The sequence below is a fragment of the Roseibium sp. HPY-6 genome, from assembly GCF_040530035.1.
Lineage (GTDB): Bacteria > Pseudomonadota > Alphaproteobacteria > Rhizobiales > Stappiaceae > Roseibium.
In genome coordinates this window covers 702,398-723,348 of sequence record NZ_JBEWCD010000001.1, presented here as the reverse complement: position 1 = coordinate 723,348, position 20,951 = coordinate 702,398, and the positions used below count along the sequence as shown (strand labels likewise).

Sequence of the window (20,951 nt, the reverse complement as noted above, 5' to 3'; positions counted from 1 at the left end):
TGTCGACATTGCCGGTTAGAGCGTGATCCTGTATCTGGCGAAACCGTCTGCGCCGTCGCCTGCCGGCTCAATACGAACGCCTTGAACCGACGTGGCGTGCTTCGTCCCTCCCGGACCGGTTTCAAACAGGACCGTGGTGTCTGGCACCGGGCTGAACTTCCAATTGGTGTCCGCTGCAGGGTCAATCGTTCCCTTGTCGACGATGAAGCGCACCAGAACGTCGCGGTTGGTATCGGGGCCGACAAAAACGACGACATCGTCGCTGATGCCTGGAAAGTTGCCACCGCCGCCGGCCCGGTAGTTGTTGGTTGCCACGATAAACGTCTGGTCAAAATCCAGCGGTTCGCCCTGGAACTCAAGATTGGTGATCCGATTCGCATCCGGATGGATCAATTCGCCTTGCGGATCGTATTTGGAAGGCTGCGTCAGGTCGATTTCGTACGTGACGCCGTCGATAACGTCGAAGTTGTAGCTCGGAAACTCCGGATTGATCAGCGGCTGATCCGGCTTGCCAGGTTCCACCTGCAGGAAGATGCCGGCGGAACGTTCCAGCCAATCCTTCACGATGCTGCCTTTGACGGCCACCGCTCTTACCGTGTTCGGGTAAAGGTAAAGGTCTGCGACATTTTTGATCGCGACGTCACCGACCGGCACGTCTGTATAATAGTCGGCGCCACCACGGCCTCCGGCCTTGAAGGGGGCCGCAGCTGAAAGGACAGGCAGCTCTTCCCATTCGGTGCCCTTGAGCATCTGCTCAATGTACCAGGTCTGCGCATTTGAAACGATCTGCACGCTTGGATCGTCAGCAACAAGCGCGAAATACGAATGAAGCGGTGCAGATGTCTTGCCCACCGGCCGGCGGACATAGGCAAGCGTTGCCTCGTGATCTTCAGTGACGGCGTCGAGCACATCCTGCTGGCTTTCCACGAGTGGCGTCACGTCGCGTCCGTCTTTCTTGAATATCGGGCGCGCCTCGGTCAGGAAGTTGGCGATGCGCCAGCTATTTCCGTCCCGTTCCAGCATCAGGTCGATGACGCCAAGGTGAGATCCCCAGAAACCGCCCATCGCGGCGGGTTTTCCGAAAAGAGTTCCCTTGGTGCTGTCGATGCCCGGCAGTCCTTCATAATCCGGGCCTGGAAATGTCAGGTGATGGTGACCGGTGAAAACCGCGTCAATGCCGCCGACCGCGGCCAAATGGAGAGAAGCGTTTTCCATGCCTTCGGCATAGTCATTGGCGTCGATGCCGGAATGAGAAAGGGCGATGACGAGGTCGCAGCCCTGTTCCCGCATTTCTGGGACGAACGCCTTTGCGGTTTCGATGATATCACGCGCGTTTGCTTTGCCTTCCAGATGGCGACGGTCCCAGTTCATGATCTGCGGAGGAACAAAGCCGATGAAACCGATCTTGATCGGGTGCGTGTTGCCGGCGCCGTCTTGGATATCCTTTTCGAGGATGACATACGGCTTCATGAACAGCGAATCTTCGCGTGCACTTGCCGCAAGCGTCGTACCCTTGACGAGATTGGCGCAGACGACCGGGAAATTCGCTCCGGCCATGACCTTCATCATAAAATCCAGACCGTAGTTGAATTCATGATTGCCGAGCGCGGCGGCATCGAACTCCAGCACATTCATGCCCTTGATGACCGGGTGAATGTCTCCGTCCCGCATGCCGCGTTCATAGGCAATGAAGTCACCCATGGGGTTGCCCTGCAGAAAGTCACCATTGTCGACAAGCACGGAGTTTGTCGCCTCGTTACGGATCTGTCTGATGAGGGTCGCGGTGCGCGCAAGCCCGGCTGTGTCGATCGGTCGGTCGCCGTAATAGTCGTATGGAAAGACATGGACATGGAGATCCGTGGTCTCCATCAGGCGAATATGCGCTGAATTTTCTGCCGCGAGCACAGAGTAGGGATGCAGTGTTGTCGCCACGCTTGCCGCCGCCGTACCCAGGAGGAGATCCCGCCGTGAGAGGGAAAAGTCTTTTACATTTGGCATGATTTTTCTCCAGTTCAGCTAAATCGCTTGAATGACGCGCACCAGGGGAGCAAGGGAAAGACCCATAACGCTTCGCGCGGTCCGAGCAGCGTCAGGTATTTCGGTTGAATTACAGTCCTGTGACAACCAGACAGACAATACTGGATTTTTTTAGGCGGCCCCAGTGCGAAGAACTTCCGCTCTGAGAATACTGTCCTTCATTTCGATCCCGGACCACAGACACCCTGGATAAGCGCGCACGCCCGAAAAGAGAACGGGCACGGCACTCGGGGAGCGAGATGCCGTGCCCGTCATCAGCCGCCACTGACAGGGTTTCTAGAACACCCTGTCTGAGGCTGGCCGGGGGACTGAAGTCTGAGTGGCCCGGATCAGAACGGCAGCAGGATGTCCAATACCTGATTGCCGACACGCGGCTGCTGGACTGTCGTGATCTGGCCTCTGCCGCCGTAGCCTATCCGCGCCTCGGCAATCTGTTCGCTGGCAACGCGGTTGTTGGCGGTGATGTCTTCAGGCCGGACGATGCCGGCGACGATCAGCTCCCGGACCTCGAAGTTCACGCGGACTTCCTGCCTGCCCTCAATTACGAGATTGCCATTCGGAAGCACCTGGGTAACGACCGCTGCGATTTGCGTTTGCAGTGTTTCTTCCCTGTCGACGCTTCCCGCGCCCTGGAAGCTTGAGTTACTGCCGACATTTGCAAGGTCGCTGGCAGCCGTGCCTGCCGGCAGGAAGATTGTGTCGATCGCCGTGCCAAGCGCGCCGCCGACACCCGCTCCGCTCGATTCTGTCCGGTTGCGTTCGGTTGTGTTCTCGATCTCGGCTTCGTCGTCGATGGTCACGACCACGGTCAGGATGTCCCCTACCTGGCTGGCGCGCTGATCCTTGAAGAATGCGCGGCTTCCGGACTGCCAGAGCGAATTCGGGTTGTAGTGCACCTGTTGCGGTTCCGGCATCGGCATTTGCACCGGCCGGTAGCCAGGCGTTGTGGTCGGGTCCTGAATCGCGTTCAGGGCAGGCTGCTGGCCGACTTGCGCGAGCTGGTCTGCGGTGCCGCATCCCGCGGCAAGCGCTGCCAGAGCGATGCTTGCAAGCAGTTGGCGATAATGGTTTTTCTGCATCAGTTGGTCTCGCTGTTCAAGCTGGCGACGACAGGATTGGCGGCGTGAACACGCACCTGTCCGCGTGATGTAACGGTCGCTGGAACGATGCGGCGCGACTGGAGGTTCATCACGTCGATGACGTCGCCCTTGGCACCGGGATCGAGCGCCTTGGCACGCGATGTGAGTTTCACGCCCGGCATGTTGAAAGTGACCGTGACCTTGTCGCCTCGGTTGACGAGCACCGGTCTCTGGAAGCTTCGATGTGACAGAGGGGTGTTGGCGCGAATGTTGGTTTTCGCTTCCTTGCCGACGATTTCTTCAGGAGCAAGCAGCGCTCCGGCGGGAACTTTTGACCGCATGAGGCGAATGCTTGTCAGATCTTCTTCCTTCAGGAGATCGCCGCGGCGCAGGGGCTGGGCGAGTACGGTGACGTCGACCATCTCATGTGCAACGCCTGAAAGTGTCAGACGCTCAGTTCCGTGTTCGATCGCAACAGACGCCTGGATGACAAAATGTCCGTTCGTTTCCGACCACTCGATACGATCGAACCGGATCGGGTCGGCAACCTTTGGATCGGCCAGGACGCGGTCTGGTGCCTGCAGAAGTCTGACATCCAGAGCGTCCGGGGCGAGCGCGGCGTTGCGCCCCGCCAATGCATTGCGAACAAGGCTTTCAAGCTGGTCGCGATCTATTTTGGTTGCGCCGCGGTGTACGACAACGCTCCTGAGACCGTCGGTTCCCGCAGCCTCAAGACCGGCCGCACGGGCGCGCTCGGCGACGATGCTGGCAGCGACATTTCCGGATGTCCCCATGTCGGGTGAGCGGAAAAGCGGCTTCGATGCATGCAGTCCCGCGTTGGAATAAAAGTCTCCGACGGTGACGATTTCCGAAAGGGTCATGACCTGCGAGCGCAGGACCGGCGGTTCTTCTGCCAACACAGCTCCGCTGGCGAAACCCGTTAGCAGCAGGCCGATGGCAGCTTTGTAAAGGTGTTTCATCATCTCAACGATCCTGTGTCAGCGAAGGTTGGTGGTTGTCGAGTACATCTCGTCGGCAGCCTGGATGATCTGCGAATTCATCTCATAGGCGCGCTGGGCGGCGATCAGATCCGAGATCTCGGTCACCGCATCGACGTTGGACATTTCGAGGAAATACTGCTGGAGGCTGCCGAAGCCGTTATCACTCGGGTTTCCGGATTCCGCTGCGCCACTTGCATCGGTTTCCAGGAACAGGTTATCACCGATCGCTTCCAGGCCGGCCTTGTTTACGAAACGGGCCAACTGGATCTGCCCGAGTTGCTGCGTCGTGCCCGTGTTGTCGACGCCCTGCACGGAACCGTCGTTCGAAATGGTCAGATCCTGAATGTTCTCGGGGATCGTAATGCCCGGATTGACGGTGTAACCGTCGACGGTCACAAGCTGCCCGTCAGCGTCGCGTTCGAAAGATCCGTCGCGCGTGTATCCGGTCGTTCCGTCCGGCAGGTCAATTTGAAAGAAACCTTCTCCGCGAATTGCGATGTCGAGCGAGTCGTCGGTCTGTTCGAGCGAGCCCTGCGACATGATCCGCGCGGTCGAAGCGAGTTTGACACCAGAACCTATCTGAACGCCGGTCGGAACGATCGTTCCTGCGTCGGAGGTTTCCGTGCCCATTCTGCGCAGGTTCTGATAGAGCAGATCCTGAAAGTCGGCCCGTTGCTTCTTGAAGCCTGTGGTGCGCATGTTGGCAACGTTGTTCGAGATGACCTCGACGTTCTGTTCCTGCGCCTTCATGCCGGTGGCGGCGATCTGGAGTGCTTTCATTGTCTTAGCTCCCTAGTGCCGTTCAGGCCTGGATTTTTCCGAGTGTCGAAATGGCCTGCTGACGCAACTCATCTGCGTCTTTCAGCATCTTCGATACAGCTTCGTAGGATCTTGTGATCTCGATCAGTCGCGTGACTTCAAACACGCCGTCCACATTCGACTGTTCCAATGCGCCTTGCACGATCCTGGTTTCAGCGGGGACCTGGGGGTTCTCACCGACGAAGGCGGTCTCCCCGAGCTTTTCCAGCGCCTGCGGATCTTCAAAAGTCGCGACCCGCACCTGGCCGCGAACACCGAGTTCGGTCGCGATCGTACCGTCCTCTGAAATCTCGATGATGCCGTCTTCGCGTGTGAAGGTAACGGGACCAGCCGAGGTCAGGACCGGCCGTCCTTCAGACGTGACCAGCTGACCGTCCGCATCCAGATGAAACGCGCCGTTGCGCGTATAAGCCTCTGTGCCGTCGGCCATCTGCATGACAAAAAACCCTTCGCCTTCGAGCGCAAGGTCCAGTTCGTTACCGGTTGTTCTGAAACTGCCGTTTGAGAAATCCGTGTGCGAAGTGTAGTCGAGGACATAAGACAGTGTCTCGTCCGGTGTTTCGAACTCGGTCGCTTCCGCGATCGGCATCATATACTCTTCAAACAGAAGGTTCTGAGCCTTGAAACCCGACGTATTGATATTCGCCATGTTGTTGGCGACGACGTCGAGCTGATTCCGCAAAGCGGTTTGTCGCGACAGGCCGATAAGTAGTGCGTTCTCCATTCGAACGGTCCCTTTGTGCTCCCCGAAGAGCCTGCCTGTCTCCCCAGACCGGCGGGCTCGTTAAGGTTAATGCACGCGGCGTGCCAGTTTTTAAATCGTTGGGAAAACTGGGTAAAAGCCAAAAGGCAAGGGTGCGTGCGGCAAGAGATTCCGGCAGAAGTTAACCACTTGGCAATTTTTGCCCGGTGACTCGCGTTAATGGGCTGGTAACCATTCGTTAACCATTAACTCTTTAGTAATAAATATCGCGCGTGAGCGCCTGATATGAGCGGAGTTCGGAATGGCTGACGAAACTGCAGCTGCCGGAGATGTGGTCGAAGAAGGGGCCGAAAAAGCGCCCGCTGGCGGAAAGAAAAAGCTCTTTCTTTTTGGTGGTATCGGTCTGGTCGTCCTGCTTGCTGCCGGTGGCGCCGGATATTACTTCCTGATGGGAAGCAATGCCCCCATGGAAATGCAGAGCGAAGGCGCGGCGCCGGTTGAGGTTCAAAAACCGGTGGTTTTCTACGACCTGCCGGAAATGACCGTAAACTTGGCGACGGACGGGCGGACGACTTATCTCAAAGTGCGAATTGCACTTGAAGTCGAAAACCGGGCGATGATCGATCAGATTTCACCGTTCTTGCCGCGCATTCTCGATGCTTTCCAGATTTATCTGCGAGAATTACGCCCAGCCGACCTGGAAGGGTCCGCCGGTTTGTTCCGTTTGAAGGAAGAATTGCTCAGACGGATCAATTTGTCGGTTTATCCGGCCAAAGTGGAAGGGGTTCTGTTCAAGGAAATCCTTGTTCAGTGACATGACGAATGGCTGATAGCGACGACGACGATCTGTCCGAAGAGGACATGGCGGATGCCTGGGGTGCCGCTCTGGCTGAACAGGGTGCGGGTGGGGACGACGATGACGACCTAGCCGCGGCCTGGGGCGCTGCGCTTGAAGAACAGGGTGCCGGCAGTTCGGATGATATGGCCGCTCAATGGGCGGCGATGATCGATGACAGCGAGCCCGACCTGGAGAACGCGACCCGGGGTGCCGATCGTGTTCTGAACCAGGAGGAAATCGATAACCTCCTCGGCTTCAACATTGAAGACACGATCGCTGGCGATCAGAGCGGGATTCGCGCACTGATCAACTCGGCAATGGTCTCTTACGAGCGTTTGCCGATGCTCGAAATCGTCTTCGACCGGTTGGTGCGGCTGACGACGACTTCGCTTCGGAACTTCACATCGGACAACGTTGAAGTGTCGCTGGATTCGATCAGTTCGGTACGCTTTGGCGACTACCTCAATTCAATTCCCTTGCCGGCAATTCTGGGCGTTTTCAAAGCTGAGGAATGGGACGGGTTCGGTTTGATCACCGTTGAATCGAGCCTGATCTATTCCATCATCGATGTTCTTCTTGGAGGCGGCCGCGGTACATCCGCCGTTCGCGTCGAGGGCCGTCCTTATACGACCATCGAAACCGGCCTCGTGCAGCAGATGGTTGCGCTTATTCTCCAGGATGCCGAGCAGGCCTTTGCGCCTTTGTCACCGGTGCACTTCAATCTGGAACGGTTGGAGACAAATCCGCGGTTTGCCGCCATTTCCCGTCCGGCGAACGCGGCGATCCTCGTCGAACTGCGTATCGACATGGAAGATCGCGGCGGCTCCGTCGAGATCATGATGCCCTATGCAACACTGGAGCCTATCCGCGATCTCCTCCTGCAGATGTTCATGGGCGAGAAATTCGGCCGAGATCCGATCTGGGAAGGTCACCTGGCGAGCGAAATCTACGCCGCGGAGGTCGAAGTCGATGCCGTCTTGCATGAGACCTATCTGCCGCTAAGCCGCGTGCTCAGTCTCGATATCGGTCAAACCCTCGTCTTTGATGTCGACCCAGCCGATCCCGTGACAGTCAAGTGCGGCAATGTTCCGCTAACCGAGGGCACACTCGGCAAGGTCGAGGATTCCATTGCCATTCGAGTCGCCAAGAACTTGCGCAAGCCAAAGATGACCCTTGCGGCCTTCGAGCGTGCGATGCAAAACGAAATGGAGCAACCATGAGCACACTGCCAATCGGAATGATCATCGAGGGTCTGGTCGCGGTTCTGTTGCTTATCACCATCGGATATTGCTGGATGCTGAACCGGCGTCTTCAGCGCCTCAGGGCCGACGAGGAGGTCTTGCGTGCGACCATCTCGGAACTCATGACGGCAACTGAAATTGCGGAACGCGCCATTCTCGGTCTGAAGACAACGGCCTCCGAAGCAGACAAGGTGCTCGGCAGCCGCCTTAAACAAGCGGAAACCATGTCGGGCAATCTCGCTGAACAGATCGGCGAGGGTGAGAAAATATTTACCAGAATTACCCAGATTGCGGAGGCCGCGAGGGCCGCTTCTGCACATCAGCAAGCTGCACCTCAAGGTGATGCTTACGCCGTACGGTCGCCCGCCGAACCCGCCGCATATACACAGCAGCATGCCGCTGCGTATCCGGCGCAACCGGCCCAACCCGTTCCAACGCCTGTGACTCATGAGCCGGAACGGAAAAGGGCAAGTCGAACGGCAGACATCAGAAGTGCGGCGGCAGAAGCAACCGCACGACTTGAACAGTTCCGCAGACGAAATGGTGCTGCCGCATGAATTTGAGACTGCTGCCGTTGTTGGGTGTTTCCGCGAGCGCATTGCTTGCCTTGAAGCTGCTTGGTCTGACCTTCGGGGCGGACAGCGGCAACTTGCCCATTAACGGCGCGGTCGCACAGGAAACGGCTGCCTCCGATGTTGGCGGAGATGATGAAATGACGGCTGAGATAGCCGGAGGTCCGGTCGATGCCGAGACACCGGCACCAGCTTTGCCGGCCCAGCCGGTCTTGCCGGACACCCTGGAAATTGGCGGGTCCGCCGCCGAACGTGCCGTCCTGGAAAGTCTCGGACGCCGCCGTGAGACTTTACAGGAGCAGGAAGGTCAGCTCGACCTGCGTGAGAAGCTGCTTCAGGCGACCGAAGAGCGGATTCAAAAACGCGTCGATGAACTGAAGAAACTTGAACAGCGCATTGAAGCTGCTGTCGAAAAGAAGAAACAACAAGAAGAGAACGAGGTGGCCGGGCTTGTCACCATGTACGAGACGATGAAGCCGAAAGACGCAGCGCGTATTTTCGACCGTTTGAGCCTGCCTATCTTGTTGAAAGTCGTGCGTCAGATGAAACCACGCAAGATGGCTGACATCCTCGCGAAAATGTCTCCGGAGGCAGCTGAACGACTGACGGTTGCGATAGCCAGCAACAGTTCGGCCCCAGCGCCTGTTGCGCAGCCCATGCAGGCAAAAGCACCGGCGCAGGAGATGTTGCCGAAAATTCCATCGAACTAGCGACATTCTGTAGAGCGCGGAGGTAGCCGTGGGTCCAGATCACGTTCCAGACAACAGCTTGAACCAGGCGCATGCCTGGAGCGGCGCCGATCGAAATTCCTATCCGAGAAACTTTGCACTTATCCCAAGCAAATCCGACCGAACCATTCGGATTTGAAGGGCTCGCGTAAGGGCACGTTAAGAACACTTAACTAACAATAGCGTGTAGGCGGTATCCGGGGACTGAACAACTTGCAGGCATCCATCCTCAAATCGGGCTCAAGCGGCGAATTTCTGCGCGCGATAAGCGTGCGCGGTCTGTTTCGTCTGATTGTCTCGGTCCTTGCCTGTGCCCTTGCAGCGTTTTTCATTTTCTCCAATTCGGCGAGGGCGGAAACGCTTGAGCCGGTAGAGCTGCAGGTGATCCCCGAAGAAGGGTATGGACGGCTCGTCCTGACTTTTAAAGACCGGACACTCCTGCCGATCTACGACGCGGTCATCACGGGTGGTGTCCTCAGAATTTCATTTGAAGATCCCGTCGACATCAAGGTCGATGACGTTCCGCTTGATCTTGGAGAGTATGTCACGATTGCGCGGCGCGATCCGGATGGGAGCGCGATCCGGTTTGCTCTGAAAAATCAGTACCAGATCAACACACTGGAAGCGGGTGAAAAACTCTTCGTCGACATCCTTCCGATGAGCTGGCAGGGATTGCCGCCAGGGCTGCCGGACGACGTCGTGCGGGAACTGGCCAAGCGCGCAGAAGCCGCCATGCGGAAGGTGCGCGCGCTTGAACAGGCCAGGCTGAAATCTCAGCAAGGACCGGAAGTCACATTGCATGTCGGCGAACACCCGACATTTACCCGGCTTGTCTTCGATTGGTCGATCAAGTTCGACACCGCCTTCGTTCGCGAAAACGACATCATAAAGCTGACGTTCAATCATCCGGCGCAGCTGGATATTTCGCATCTGCGGGCGCATCTCCCACAGGGCGTCGTTGACGCGACTTCGTTTCTCGACAAAGGAAAACTGAAGTTCCTGATGCGCGTCGAACCTTCGGTCGACATCCGTGCTTTCCGCGAGGAACAGACTTACGTCATCGACGTGACACCGGAGAACATGGAAGTCAACGATCCGGCCAACGCGCTGATCAACAAAGAACTCTCGGTCGCTGATAATGAAAACCGGAAGAACATGATCACGGCACCGGGGCTTCGTGACACGCGCGAGGTCAGCGATCCCAGAGGATTGCCGCCGGTGAGCTCCGGGAGAAGTTCAGGCGGTGTCTTGAAGGAGTCCCGCGCAGACGAGTCTCCGGCCTATACAGTCATTCCGATCGGCAATGATGCGCGCGACGAAGAAGCCAGCGTCCCATCACAGTCCTCCGTTATCCCAACAGGTCAGTCTTCTCCGGATCTCCTGGAGACCGCGGGCCTAGGACCAGATAACGGTCTGCTCACGGGGGCTGCGGACAATGACGCTGCTGCACAGACGCCGCGGGCAAAGCCAGTTGTTCAGGCGTTGGATCCGCCGGAACAGACAACCGGCGCTCCATCGCAAGCGCCGGGGGATGCGGCGTCCGAAGACACTTTTTCGATTGCGACCGCCTCGGCGGTCGAAACCGTTCCTGCGCCGGAAGTTGGCGTGACCCTACCAGAGAGCGTCGTCCTTCCTGGCGGCGACCTGGATGTCTTGATCACGTCGTCGATTTTGCCGGGACAGTCTGAAAAGAATGCGGGCGCGCGTACGGTTCAAAGACCGACGTTGCTGGCGCAGGCCTCACCGGGTGCGTTGCCGCTGACGGAGACCGAAGCGGTACCGGCGATCGCCCAGGAAGAAGAACCTGTGCGGCAAGCCCCGATGCTGGATCTTTCAAAGCAACCAATCGGTTCAAGTCAGAATGAAGCTGCAGCTTCCAGTGGGAACGGAATACCCACCTTGAAGCCGGCAAACGAAAATACCACCCCACAGATGCCTGCAATGACCGACGCCGCCGAACCGGTTCAGCTGCAAGGCACCACCACATTTGGCGGGAGTGGCGTGCCTTCGGCAATCGAACTGCCGAATCGGCAAGACGCCTCACCCGAAGTCTGGCGCGCAAACGGGGGCAGCGAGTTCGAGGCGCAAAGACCTTCGCCAGAGCGTCCACCTGAAAGCGTTGCACAGGAAGTACGCAACTTCGTCTCGGCAGAGGCGCGGCGAATTGGGAACACGGTGCGCGTGGTTTTCCCGTTCTCAGAGCCCGTTTCAAGCGCAGTTTTCCGCCGGAACGACAGTATCTGGCTGGTCTTCGATACCGATGCGACGATTGATACGCGCGGTATGGCTTCTGCTCTTGCCGAAACGGCCGAGACGATTGAAGTGAAGCATTTTGAAGACTACCAGATCCTGCGGTTGGACATGAACGATCCCGTACTTGCGACGGTGGGTGTCGATGGCAATGCCTGGTCGCTTGTCATCGGAGACATGATCCTTGAACCATCCATCCCGCTGCAGCTTGAGCGCAATGTGCGTGGCGACGGTGGGTCCGTGCTTCGGGTCCTTTACAGGGATCCGCAGCATATCCGGGAAGTCGAGGATCCTTTTGTGGGCGACACGATTTCTCTGGTGACAGGTTTTGGGCCGCCGCGTGGCTTGCTCAAGCCGCAGAGATTCGTGGATCTGGAAGCGCTTAGTTCGGCCCAGGGCATTGCGATCGTGTCCAAGTCCGACGGCATCAACATGCAGGTGCTCGGAGATGATGTGATCATTGAGCGCGAGGGCGGGCTAGCGCTTTCGAACCGGCATCTTCGTGGCGGCACCGGGGCGCTGAACAATATTGTCGATCCCGAAAGCACGAACGTAGAGTTCGTTTCGCTCACCACGGAAGGGCCAGGCGCTTACCGCTCGAGACTGATCGAGTTGCAGCGGAAACTGTCACGATCTCCCGCCGGCAAGCGTCGCAAGCCCTTGATTGAGTTGTCCAGGTTCTACCTTGCGCACCAGTTTGCCCAGGAAGCTCTTGGTTTGATGAAGCTCGCCTTGGAAGAAGAGCCTGCTCTTGCCGAGGACACGTCATTTAACCTCATGATGGGTGCTGCGCAGACGATGGCCGACCGGCCTGAGGAAGCCTACACGCATCTGAACCGTCCTGATCTCAAGAACAGTCCCGATGCGGCGATCTGGCAGACAATCGTTGACGTCCGCCTTGGAAACTGGACACCCGCGCGCATTGCCATGCCGCGTGGGCGCGCGGTTATCGGCAATTATCCGACTGCGATCCAGACGGAATTCAAACTTGCCGCTGCACAGGCGTTGGTCGAAGTCAACGATTTCGGTTTGGCCAATGGGGTGCTTGCCGAAATCGAACCGAGTGAAGTGACGTCCGCACAGGCCGCGCGCTATGACATTTTGCGCGGACGTGTCGCCGATGCATCGGGCCGCTCCCAGGAAGCGCTCACCGTGTTCGACCTGGTGACGCGTTCTGATGATCGTCCGCGTGCAGCGGAAGCCGAATATCGCGCATTGCGGATCCGATACCGGGATGGAGAAGCGGGGGTCGACGAAACGATCGACCGTCTCGCCGGACTGGCCACGTCCTGGCGCGGTGACGAAGTCGAACTCAAAACGCTCCGGTTCCTGGCGCAGCTTTTTGCCGAGCGCGGACAGTATCGCGAAGCTTTTGAAGCCATGAAGTCGGCCGTTCAGGCGGATCCTGATTCTGACACGACGCGCCTGCTGCAAGAGGAAATGAACGGGCTCTTCAATGCGCTTTTCCTCGACGGCAAGGCGGATGAAATGCCGCCTGTCAAGGCGCTAGCGCTCTACTACGATTTCCGGGAACTGACGCCAATCGGACGTCAGGGCGATGAAATGGTGCGTCAGCTTGCCAAGCGCCTTGTGGAGGTTGACCTCCTGGACCAGGCAACCGAACTGCTGCGTCATCAGGTGGACAATCGCCTGAAAGGGGCCGCGCGCGCACAAATCGCGGCCGACCTTGCCGCCATCTACCTGATGGACCGAAAGGCGGATGAAGCGCTTCGCGTGCTCAACAGATCCCGTCAGGCCAGCCTGCCATCCACACTCGAGCGGCAGCGCAACATTGTGGAGGCGCGGGCGCTTACGGAAAGCGGGCGTCCGGACCTGGCACTTGAATTGGTGCGGAACATGCGCGGGACGGACGTCGACAGGCTTCGCGCAGACACCTTCTGGGCCGCGGAGAGCTGGCGCGATGCAGGTGAACAGCTTGAGGCCATGCATGGATCGCGGTGGTCGGACAATATCCCGCTGGACGCACTGGAACGCCGGGATGTCCTGCGTGCGGGGATTGCCTATTCGCTTGCTGGCGATCAACTCAGCCTGGAGCGCCTACAAACCAAATATACCGGAAAAATGGCGCAAAGCCCCGAGGCGCTGGCATTCGAGGTCGTGACACGCCCCATCGAAACACAGGGTGTCGAATTCCTGGAGGTTGCCAACCGTCTGGCCGACACAGATTCACTTGAGACATTCCTGCAGGAATATCGCCGGCAGTACATGTCACCGAACCGATCGCCGGATGACCAGGCTGCAGCCGATACCGCAGCAGGCGATCCGGCGGGCTGATCCTTCAAGGTTGACCTTACAAGAACGGGTGGTCAGCCGACAGCGCTGAGTGCGAAGGAAGTGTCCGAAGTGTATTGCGGCTTCTTGAGCTCTGCCTTGTATCGCATGACGAGCTCCGGGATCGTGCGCGTGTTGCGATCGAGCCATTTGCTGCGTGCTTTCAGGAAGTCGCGATAGGTTTTGTCGTCAATGCCCGTCTGCAGCATAAGTCGTAGGATTGCACCGTCTGCGTCCGACTTCAGTGTTTCGGAAACGACTTCGTCCGAAAGGTTGAGCTTACGCGCGATCAACCAGATCGCCGCATCAATGCGCTCGTCTTCAAAAAGCGTTCTCAAGATCGCGTCAAAGGACAATTCACCGTTGGCGATCTGTATGCTTGCTTCGTGGCGGGAATAGCGGACACCGTCAAGCTCGATGTCTCCGTCGCGCTCAAGGTCGCCAATTGCGGTCGCAAGCCGTTCAAGATCATCGTCCTCGAGCGCAGTCTTCAAAGGCGGGGGAAGGAGCGGGCACTCTGTTTCCAGGATGAGCTTGAGGGTTTCCAGAAACTCTTCGTCCTTCAGGGCCCGCTTCGCCATGCCGGCAAGGACTTCCAGTTCCGTGTTGGCGAAAATAAGCAGCGCAAGCATGCCCTTGACGGAGAAAGGAACTTCGGAATTGTTCAGAAGTATGTGAACGACATTCCGGCTGCTGCGCGCGATGAGCGTGTCGCTCATCTCCTCGCTCAGATCATCACGCCGGGCGACGGACAGCCGCTTGTCATTGGTTCCCGCCTTGGACAAGTGCATCAGAGCTGACTGACTTATCATCGGTGAGCATTCGATCACTGGTTCTGAAAGCGCGTAGTCTTCCTGCGCCAGGCGGTCCGCCAGATCTGCAATGATCCGGTCGGTCTTGGCGAGCCTGACGACCAATTCGTAGCGCGCCTCGCGATCGAGTTGATCGAATACGGAAAGAACGATGCGTGAGAACAGCTCACGCTCAACGGGGGTAGGCTCGTGTTCTTCCGAGCGTGCATACTCGCCGACAAGCGTGCGGATCAGCTTCGACCTTGCTTCGGGTTCCTTGATCCTTGCAAGTTGTTCTAGTTGTTCTCGTATCACAGGTCTTCCGTAAAACTCTGAAGGCAGCAGAAAGCGCCCGACACCGCAAATATTTACATGTTTAGATTAATTTTCTTCTACCTTTAGCAACGTCACCCAGACCTCAGCCGCCGCCGAAACTCTTTACAAGAGACCCGGCTACGAGATTCCAGCCATCCACAAGAACGAAGAAAATGAGCTTAAAGGGAAGGGATATCACGACCGGCGGTAACATCATCATCCCCATCGACATCAGAACCGATGCAATAACGAGGTCAATGATCAAAAACGGCAGATAGAGCAGAAACCCTATTTCGAACGCGCGCCGCAACTCGGAAATCATGAAGGCCGGAATGAGAATGGCCATCGAGAGATCTTCCGGTCCCTGTGGCGCGTCCTGTCCGGACAATTCCTGAAAAAGTTCCAGATCCTTTTCACGAACCTGCGACAGCATAAATGTCCTGAACGGGCCGGATGCACGCTCATAGGCCTGTTCGAACTCTATGTCTCCATCTACGAGCGGTTGGACGCCGGCATCATAGGCCGACTGCAGCGTGGGCATCATGATGAACGCAGACAGGAAGAGCGCGAGGCTCACCATTACCATGTTTGGCGGGGCAGTTTGCAGTCCGATGGCCGAGCGCAGCAGAGACAGAACCACAACGATGCGCACGAAGCTTGTCATCATGACGAGAATGGACGGCGCAAGTGAAAGTACGGTCAGCAGGATGACCAGCTGAACCGCACGTTCGGTCAGGCTGGCGTCGTCTCCAAAACCAACGGAGATCTCCTGGGCAGAGGCGGGCGCGGCGAATGCCAGCGTCGCCACCAGAAATGTGAGAAAAATCCTCACGAACCGGCCCTGCCACACAACGCGACGGTCTTGGATCATTGATTTGGCTGTCCACCCAATTCGTAGAGGATTTTTGCCATTTCGTCCTCAATTGGGTTTTTGTCACCCAGACCCTGAACAACTCTTGGGGCAGCTTGACCTTGCGGCGCACCGGGCACGATCTCGAGCAACGCCGAGGTGCTGGACACCGGAGCGGTCGTCTTTGCGGCCTGCACCTGAGTTTGTGCCGGCTGTCGCTCCGTGTCTGCGCGCTTCTGCGGGGCATATTCGTCCGGTTTGCTGGGGGGAACATCCTCCTCCATGAGGTCTGCAAGGTCGAGGTCCAGCTTGATTTCCTTTTGAGCCGGTGTCTCCTCACTCACGGTCTCTTCGGCTGACGCGGGCAGCATTTCAGCTGTTTCAGGTTCAACCGCTTCGACCGCTTTGTCCTGCGGATCTTCGTCGAATACGGGTTCCTCGACCGTCTCCGGTGCTGCTTCGGACATGTCCTGAGACGGGCCCGTGTCAGTTTCCAAGGCCTCAGCCGTTATTTCTGCGCCGAGGGCTTCGGCAGGCACATTATCTGTCTCCGCCTTCTCCACGATTTCCTCACCGATTTGCAGATCTGGTTCAGCCAGAACGGTCTCGGATTTCGCGCCGGCGCCGGGTGTCTCAACCGGTTTCAAAAGAGCCGTCTTTGCACGTGCAGCCGGTCCTGATGCCGGCGGCGTAATGGTGTGGCCTGACGACTGGGACGGACGTTCCCGGCCTGCGATCGAGCGGGCGAGGTTTCGAAATGAGGATCCGGTCTCCGCCATTTTGTCGGGTCCGGCTTCCGAAAGTGCCTGCGGCTCCACCTTTACCGCCGGTGCTTCTCCGATACTGGTTTCTGCGGGCGCTGTCGTGACTGGTTCCACCTTTGGTGCCGGCGCGGCGTTCGAAGAGCGGTTAAACCCGTTTTGCGTTGCAGCGCGCAGCAGATTGGCGGCCGTGTTGGTGCTTCGAACGGGTTCTGTAGGCGCCTGGTCCGGCAGATCTTTTTGAGGCACTGCCTCGAAAGGTACGGGTTCACTGCTGTTTTTCGGGGGTGTCGGTTGCGCGACCCTTTCCGGTGTGACCGGCTTTGCCGATGTGAGCGCGGACGGACCTGCGGAGGCTTGCCGCATGGGAGCGGACATGGGCGGGTTCTTCCGCGGAGCAGCTTGCGGTTGCGGTGCGGTTTCGTCGGGCTTGAACGGGATATCCGGGCCGGGTGCCGTCGGCACCTTAAGCTGAGACTGTCCGGTTTGCGCGGCCGCAGTGTTTGGCAAGTGCCGGGTTCCCGCGATCGGGGCGTTGCGGACAATGTTCTGCTCCACGACGACATCGCTCGGGCCGCCTATCAGCAAAAGATGTTCGATATTGTCCCTGCGGATCAGAACAAGGCGCCGACGTGTGTCAACCGTCGTGCTGTCCATCACGGCGACGCGGGGTTGCCTGCTTCTGTTCAGGGGAGCATTGGAACCCATCAGCCGCTTCAAGACGAAAACAAAAAGACTGAAGAGCAGCAAGACGACGACGAGCGCCAAGACCACCGCAATTGCCTGAGTTGCACCGCCGCTTACGTTGAATGTCGATTCAATCCAGTCGTACATCTTTACCTCATGCCGCCCCGCCAGCGAACTGATTGTGGTTACCCGTTACTGCAGGCTCCTGCCGCAATTGTGGAATATTCCGCTTATCCCCAGTATTTCCGGCTTCTGCCGGCGGTCGCGCAGGGGCTTCAATCTGCGGACGTGTACCGGGCGCCATTGACGCGAAACAGTCCCGCTTCTTCCAAGAGCCTTCCCGTATTACTTGCGGATACGCATCGAATCTCTCTAGGGGTTAAAGTTAACAGAAGCGGGCAAATATTGCCTGTTGTTGAGTTGGTAGAATTCGCGAAATGCAAAAGAAAGTCCGGCTCTTCCACTGATTTTTAAGTGCTTTACGAAATATGTCCGGGAATTCGTTAACTATTCATTAACCATTTGGGCGGCAATGATTGCCTAGTTGGTTAATGGAAGGTGAATGAAATGGCCGTTACGGATTTGCCGATCTTCCAGGCACTGAAGTCGAAAATGCAATGGCATCAAACACGTCAGGGCGTTCTGGCGGAAAATATCGCGAATGCGAACACACCCGGATACGAGTCCAAGGATGTGGCGTCGTATTCTTTTGCTGACCATGTTGGTCTTCAAAATGCCTCCATATCGACAAAAGTGACAAAGGTTGGCCACATTTCAGGAACGATTTCCGGAAACCTGCCGGCCAAAGTCGAGAAGCTCGACACCTTTGAAATCACGCCGGACGGCAACAACGTCAATCTGGAAGAGCAGATGATGAAAATCACGCAGAACCAGATGGATTTCCAGGCTGCAACGAGCCTTTACACAAAAGGGCTGGGGCTTATCCGGACCGCGCTTGCAAGAAGCGCATAAGACCCGGAATACCTTAGGAGGATCGCTGATGGATCTGATTAAATCACTGTTTGTCTCCGCGAGCGGACTGAAGGCACAAAACGGCCGCATGCGCATTATCGCGGAGAATATCGCCAACGCGAACTCCACGGCACGCACGCCCGAGGAGGATCCTTACCGGCGGAAGATCCCAACCTTCAAGAGCCATTTCGACAAGGAACTTGGAGTGGAGAAAGTGGAACTCGGCAAAGTTGCGGAAGACACATCGGATTTCAAATCGACATACATGCCCGGACATCCGGCGGCGGATGAGAACGGGTATGTGTTGCAGCCGAATGTGAACACTCTGATCGAGACCACGGATATGCGCGAGGCGCAGCGTTCATACGAGGCGAATTTGAACGTGATTGAATCGACGCGGCGCATGCTGCAGCGGACCATCGATATCCTGAGAGCTTGATCGCGGGATTGATCTAACAAGGGGGCAGGAGCCGTGACCACTCCGTCTATTGCAAACAATGCCTATCAGCTGGCAGCGCAGCTGCAACAGCAGGCGCGAGCTGTCGAAGAAAGTGTTCCAGACCGGGCATCGGTCGATTTCGGGCAAATGGTGAAAGAGGCCGTCGACACTGTCGTCGACAAAGGCCAACAGGCCGATGCACAGGCTATTGGCATGATTGAAGGCAAGACTGGTGTCGTCGATGTGGTGACCGCCGTGGCCGAGACAGAGATGGCACTTGAAACAATGGTTGCGGTGCGCGACCGAGTCATTTCTGCCTATGAGGAAATCATGCGGATGCCGATCTGATCGGGATTTCCAGGGAGTGTATTCATGACCGGAGGTGAAGTCCTCGATCTCGCACGTGAAGCGGTCTGGACCATGATACTCGTGGCGGCGCCTGCGATGGTTGTGGGTCTGGTCGTCGGTGTGATCATCGCGTTGTTCCAGGCACTGACCCAGATCCAGGAAATGACGCTGGTGTTCGTGCCCAAAATCCTGGCGATCTTTGTCACGATTCTCGTCACGCTCCCCTTCATGAGCCAGTTGCTTGAGGCGTTCATGGGGCGTGTGACAGAGATGATCCTGACGACCGGTTGAGGCGTCAGGCGCTGGGTGAGCGATGACCATACAGCTTGATTTCCTGCCTGAGGTCGCTGCTGCGTTCCTGCTGATGTTCGCGCGGCTTGGTACCATGCTGATGCTGCTGCCAGCGCTGGGGGAAAGCTCCATTCCGATGCGCTTCCGGTTGACGATCGCGCTCGCCCTGACCCTCGTGATGTACCCTGTTGCAGCGTCGCTCTATCCGCCAAATCTGACCGCAAGTCTGCCTCAGTTGATCGTGTTGCTGGGCGGCGAAATGGCAATCGGCTTCGGTATAGGTCTGTGCGCCCGGCTGATCACGTCCGTCCTGCAGATTGCCGGCATGATCATGGCCAACCAGTCCGGTCTTGCCTTCGCGCTTGGCACGGATATAGCCAACGAGGGGCAGCAGGGTGCGCTCTACGGCAACTTTCTCGCCGTACTTGGCATCACACTGGTGTTTGTGAGCGATTCACACTACCTGATCATCGCCGCCCTTTATGACAGCTTCACCGTTTTTCCTCCCGGGAATGTGCCTCCGGTCAGTGATTTCGCGCAGAACGCAACGGAAACCGTTGCGCATGTGTTCACGATCGCCGTTCGGATGAGCGCACCGTTTCTGGTTGTCGGACTGGTGTTCTATTTCGGTCTCGGCCTGCTCAACAAGCTAATGCCGCAAATGCAGATCTTCTTCATCGCAATGCCCGTGAACATCGCCGTCGGGTTGTTGCTTCTTATGGTCCTGATTGCGACCCTGATGATGTTCTATCTTGATCATTTCCAGGAGTCGCTCGGGAAATTCATAGTAGGGTAAGGCATCGCCGTGGCTGACGATACCGACGACTCAGAAAAGACAGAGGACCCCACGCAAAAGCGCTTGAAAGAAGCGCATGACAAGGGGGACGTTCCCAAATCGCAGGAAGTCAGCACATGGTTCACGCTCGTCGGCGCGACCCTGATGATTGCCCTTTTCGCTCCGGGTGCAGCCTCGTCGATGGGTGAGCTGATGAAAGGCTATCTGGAGCATGCCCACCAGATCCCGGTCGATGGCTATGCGTTGAAGGCACTTTGGCGCGACACCGGCCAATCTGTCGCTCTGATCGTCGGGCTGCCGATGGTTGCCCTGCTGGTCATGGCGATCGCAGGAAACCTGATCCAGCACCAGCCGTTGTTTACCGGTGAGACCATAAAGCCGAAACTCTCGAAAATTTCCCCTCTATCCGGGTTCAAGCGTTTGTTTTCGGCTGACAGCCTGGTCAACTTCGCCAAGGGAATGTTCAAGATAACCATTGTCGGTGCGGCGATGGTTGCTGTGATGTGGCCGCACAGGGATGAGGCCGAAATCATCATTTTCGCTGAAACAGGCGTCATCCTGGAAGAAGTCTGGGTGCTGGTGCTGCAGCTGCTTGCGGCAATCCTCGTGATCATGACCGTCGTCGCCGGCGCCGACTTCATGTACCAGAAAAACAAGTGGTTCAATAAGCAGAAGATGTCGCTGCGCGAGGTGAAGGAAGAATTCAAGCAAACGGAAGGTGATCCCCAGGTGAAGGGGAAAATCCGCCAGCTCCGCATGGAACGCTCCCGTAAGCGCATGATGGCAGCCGTTCCCCAGGCAACGGTTGTCGTCACCAACCCGACCCACTACGCGGTCGCGCTTCAATACGAAGAGGGCATGGGCGCACCTTTGTGCCTGGCAAAGGGCACTGACGCGATCGCCCTGAAAATGCGTGAAGTCGCCAAGGACCACGAGATCCCGATTGTGGAGAACCCGCCGCTTGCCAGGGCATTGCATGCAACCGTTGAGATCGACCAGGAAGTTCCGGAGGAACATTACAAGGCGGTTGCGGAGGTCATTGGCTTCGTCTTCCGCATGCGCAAACGTGCGTCCTGGAGAGCCAACTAAGCGGGCATCATCGTTCCCGCTGCTGAAATTACTCTGTATGGCAGCGCCAAAC

19 protein-coding genes are annotated in these 20,951 nt (G+C 57.4%); 11 read left to right on the top strand and 8 right to left on the bottom strand.

Annotated elements, in window-relative coordinates; genetic code table 11:
* Positions 1 to 15: 15 nt before the first annotated feature.
* From ABVF61_RS03485 to flgF, 5 genes are all read right to left on the bottom strand, one after another.
* Positions 16 to 1,998, bottom strand: a complete 1,983-nt coding sequence (locus tag ABVF61_RS03485; protein WP_353992138.1) for a bifunctional 2',3'-cyclic-nucleotide 2'-phosphodiesterase/3'-nucleotidase — start codon at positions 1,996 to 1,998, stop codon at positions 16 to 18.
* A 368-nt stretch (positions 1,999 to 2,366) separates the two neighbouring features.
* A complete protein-coding gene (flgH, locus tag ABVF61_RS03480; protein WP_353992137.1) occupies positions 2,367 to 3,116 on the bottom strand; it encodes a flagellar basal body L-ring protein FlgH in 750 nt (249 codons plus the stop codon).
* Positions 3,116 to 4,099 carry a flagellar basal body P-ring formation chaperone FlgA gene (gene flgA / locus ABVF61_RS03475; protein WP_353992136.1) on the bottom strand — a complete coding sequence of 328 codons (984 nt, stop codon included), beginning with the start codon at positions 4,097 to 4,099 and terminating at the stop codon, positions 3,116 to 3,118. Before flgA ends, flgH begins: the two co-directional genes overlap by 1 nt.
* Positions 4,100 to 4,114: 15 nt before the next feature.
* The gene (gene flgG, locus ABVF61_RS03470) at positions 4,115 to 4,897 is read right to left on the bottom strand and encodes a flagellar basal-body rod protein FlgG (RefSeq protein ID WP_353992135.1); all 783 of its coding nucleotides are present in this window, start codon (positions 4,895 to 4,897) and stop codon (positions 4,115 to 4,117) included.
* Positions 4,898 to 4,919: 22 nt separating this feature from the next.
* Positions 4,920 to 5,660: a flagellar basal-body rod protein FlgF gene (flgF, locus tag ABVF61_RS03465; RefSeq protein WP_353992134.1), complete on the bottom strand. Its 741-nt coding sequence runs from the start codon at positions 5,658 to 5,660 to the stop codon at positions 4,920 to 4,922.
* A 280-nt stretch (positions 5,661 to 5,940) separates the two neighbouring features.
* On the opposite strand from flgF, the gene ABVF61_RS03460 reads away from it, so the two are divergent.
* The 5 genes from ABVF61_RS03460 (at position 5,941) to ABVF61_RS03440 (ending at position 13,563) form a co-directional block, all read left to right on the top strand.
* Positions 5,941 to 6,453 (top strand): flagellar basal body-associated FliL family protein, encoded by a 513-nt coding sequence (locus tag ABVF61_RS03460; protein ID WP_353992133.1) that lies wholly within the window; start codon positions 5,941 to 5,943, stop codon positions 6,451 to 6,453.
* A 47-nt stretch (positions 6,454 to 6,500) separates the two neighbouring features.
* Complete coding sequence (gene fliM, locus ABVF61_RS03455; protein WP_502949943.1) at positions 6,501 to 7,697, top strand: flagellar motor switch protein FliM; 1,197 nt, start codon at positions 6,501 to 6,503, stop codon at positions 7,695 to 7,697.
* Complete coding sequence (locus tag ABVF61_RS03450; RefSeq protein ID WP_353992131.1) at positions 7,694 to 8,275, top strand: DUF6468 domain-containing protein; 582 nt, start codon at positions 7,694 to 7,696, stop codon at positions 8,273 to 8,275. The genes fliM and ABVF61_RS03450 overlap by 4 nt, the downstream gene beginning before the upstream one ends.
* Complete coding sequence (locus ABVF61_RS03445) at positions 8,272 to 9,000, top strand: MotE family protein (protein ID WP_353992130.1); 729 nt, start codon at positions 8,272 to 8,274, stop codon at positions 8,998 to 9,000. The genes ABVF61_RS03450 and ABVF61_RS03445 overlap by 4 nt, the downstream gene beginning before the upstream one ends.
* 306 nt (positions 9,001 to 9,306) lie before the next feature.
* Positions 9,307 to 13,563, top strand: a complete 4,257-nt coding sequence (locus tag ABVF61_RS03440; RefSeq protein WP_502949942.1) for a tetratricopeptide repeat protein — start codon at positions 9,307 to 9,309, stop codon at positions 13,561 to 13,563.
* A 32-nt stretch (positions 13,564 to 13,595) separates the two neighbouring features.
* On the opposite strand, the gene ABVF61_RS03435 is transcribed toward ABVF61_RS03440, so the two are convergent.
* From ABVF61_RS03435 to ABVF61_RS03425, 3 genes are all read right to left on the bottom strand, one after another.
* Entirely contained in the window at positions 13,596 to 14,666 is a 1,071-nt protein-coding gene (locus tag ABVF61_RS03435; RefSeq protein ID WP_353992128.1) for a DUF2336 domain-containing protein, read from the bottom strand.
* 103 nt (positions 14,667 to 14,769) lie between these two features.
* Positions 14,770 to 15,537, bottom strand: coding sequence for a flagellar type III secretion system pore protein FliP (gene fliP, locus ABVF61_RS03430; RefSeq protein ID WP_353992127.1), 768 nt, complete (start codon positions 15,535 to 15,537; stop codon positions 14,770 to 14,772).
* The gene (locus ABVF61_RS03425) at positions 15,534 to 17,111 is read right to left on the bottom strand and encodes a hypothetical protein (protein WP_353992126.1); all 1,578 of its coding nucleotides are present in this window, start codon (positions 17,109 to 17,111) and stop codon (positions 15,534 to 15,536) included. Before ABVF61_RS03425 ends, fliP begins: the two co-directional genes overlap by 4 nt.
* A gap of 420 nt (positions 17,112 to 17,531) precedes the next feature.
* On the opposite strand from ABVF61_RS03425, the gene flgB reads away from it, so the two are divergent.
* The 6 genes from flgB to flhB are packed head-to-tail and all read left to right on the top strand — an operon-like array spanning position 17,532 to position 20,899.
* Complete coding sequence (gene flgB, locus ABVF61_RS03420) at positions 17,532 to 17,936, top strand: flagellar basal body rod protein FlgB (protein WP_353992125.1); 405 nt, start codon at positions 17,532 to 17,534, stop codon at positions 17,934 to 17,936.
* Between the two features lie 28 nt (positions 17,937 to 17,964).
* Positions 17,965 to 18,375 carry a flagellar basal body rod protein FlgC gene (gene flgC, locus ABVF61_RS03415; protein WP_353992124.1) on the top strand — a complete coding sequence of 137 codons (411 nt, stop codon included), beginning with the start codon at positions 17,965 to 17,967 and terminating at the stop codon, positions 18,373 to 18,375.
* A gap of 33 nt (positions 18,376 to 18,408) precedes the next feature.
* On the top strand, positions 18,409 to 18,723 hold the full coding sequence (fliE, locus tag ABVF61_RS03410; protein WP_353992123.1) for a flagellar hook-basal body complex protein FliE: 315 nt from the start codon (positions 18,409 to 18,411) through the stop codon (positions 18,721 to 18,723).
* Positions 18,724 to 18,747: 24 nt separating this feature from the next.
* The gene (fliQ, locus tag ABVF61_RS03405; protein ID WP_353992122.1) at positions 18,748 to 19,014 is read left to right on the top strand and encodes a flagellar biosynthesis protein FliQ; all 267 of its coding nucleotides are present in this window, start codon (positions 18,748 to 18,750) and stop codon (positions 19,012 to 19,014) included.
* Between the two features lie 22 nt (positions 19,015 to 19,036).
* Positions 19,037 to 19,810 (top strand): flagellar biosynthetic protein FliR, encoded by a 774-nt coding sequence (fliR, locus tag ABVF61_RS03400; RefSeq protein ID WP_353992121.1) that lies wholly within the window; start codon positions 19,037 to 19,039, stop codon positions 19,808 to 19,810.
* Positions 19,811 to 19,819: 9 nt separating this feature from the next.
* The gene (flhB, locus tag ABVF61_RS03395; RefSeq protein ID WP_353992120.1) at positions 19,820 to 20,899 is read left to right on the top strand and encodes a flagellar biosynthesis protein FlhB; all 1,080 of its coding nucleotides are present in this window, start codon (positions 19,820 to 19,822) and stop codon (positions 20,897 to 20,899) included.
* Positions 20,900 to 20,951 lie beyond the last annotated feature (52 nt).

Bases quoted from the DNA above. Each gene is read 5' to 3' on its own strand.
- ABVF61_RS03485 (WP_353992138.1), bottom strand. From the start codon at position 1,998: ATGCCAAATGTAAAAGACTTTTCCCTCTCACGGCGGGATCTCCTCCTG.
- flgH (WP_353992137.1), bottom strand. From the start codon at position 3,116: ATGCAGAAAAACCATTATCGCCAACTGCTTGCAAGCATCGCTCTGGCA.
- flgA (WP_353992136.1), bottom strand. From the start codon at position 4,099: ATGATGAAACACCTTTACAAAGCTGCCATCGGCCTGCTGCTAACGGGT.
- flgG (WP_353992135.1), bottom strand. From the start codon at position 4,897: ATGAAAGCACTCCAGATCGCCGCCACCGGCATGAAGGCGCAGGAACAG.
- flgF (WP_353992134.1), bottom strand. From the start codon at position 5,660: ATGGAGAACGCACTACTTATCGGCCTGTCGCGACAAACCGCTTTGCGG.
- ABVF61_RS03460 (WP_353992133.1), top strand. From the start codon at position 5,941: ATGGCTGACGAAACTGCAGCTGCCGGAGATGTGGTCGAAGAAGGGGCC.
- fliM (WP_502949943.1), top strand. From the start codon at position 6,501: ATGGCGGATGCCTGGGGTGCCGCTCTGGCTGAACAGGGTGCGGGTGGG.
- ABVF61_RS03450 (WP_353992131.1), top strand. From the start codon at position 7,694: ATGAGCACACTGCCAATCGGAATGATCATCGAGGGTCTGGTCGCGGTT.
- ABVF61_RS03445 (WP_353992130.1), top strand. From the start codon at position 8,272: ATGAATTTGAGACTGCTGCCGTTGTTGGGTGTTTCCGCGAGCGCATTG.
- fliP (WP_353992127.1), bottom strand. From the start codon at position 15,537: ATGATCCAAGACCGTCGCGTTGTGTGGCAGGGCCGGTTCGTGAGGATT.
- ABVF61_RS03425 (WP_353992126.1), bottom strand. From the start codon at position 17,111: ATGTACGACTGGATTGAATCGACATTCAACGTAAGCGGCGGTGCAACT.
- flgB (WP_353992125.1), top strand. From the start codon at position 17,532: ATGGCCGTTACGGATTTGCCGATCTTCCAGGCACTGAAGTCGAAAATG.
- flgC (WP_353992124.1), top strand. From the start codon at position 17,965: ATGGATCTGATTAAATCACTGTTTGTCTCCGCGAGCGGACTGAAGGCA.
- fliQ (WP_353992122.1), top strand. From the start codon at position 18,748: ATGACCGGAGGTGAAGTCCTCGATCTCGCACGTGAAGCGGTCTGGACC.
- fliR (WP_353992121.1), top strand. From the start codon at position 19,037: ATGACCATACAGCTTGATTTCCTGCCTGAGGTCGCTGCTGCGTTCCTG.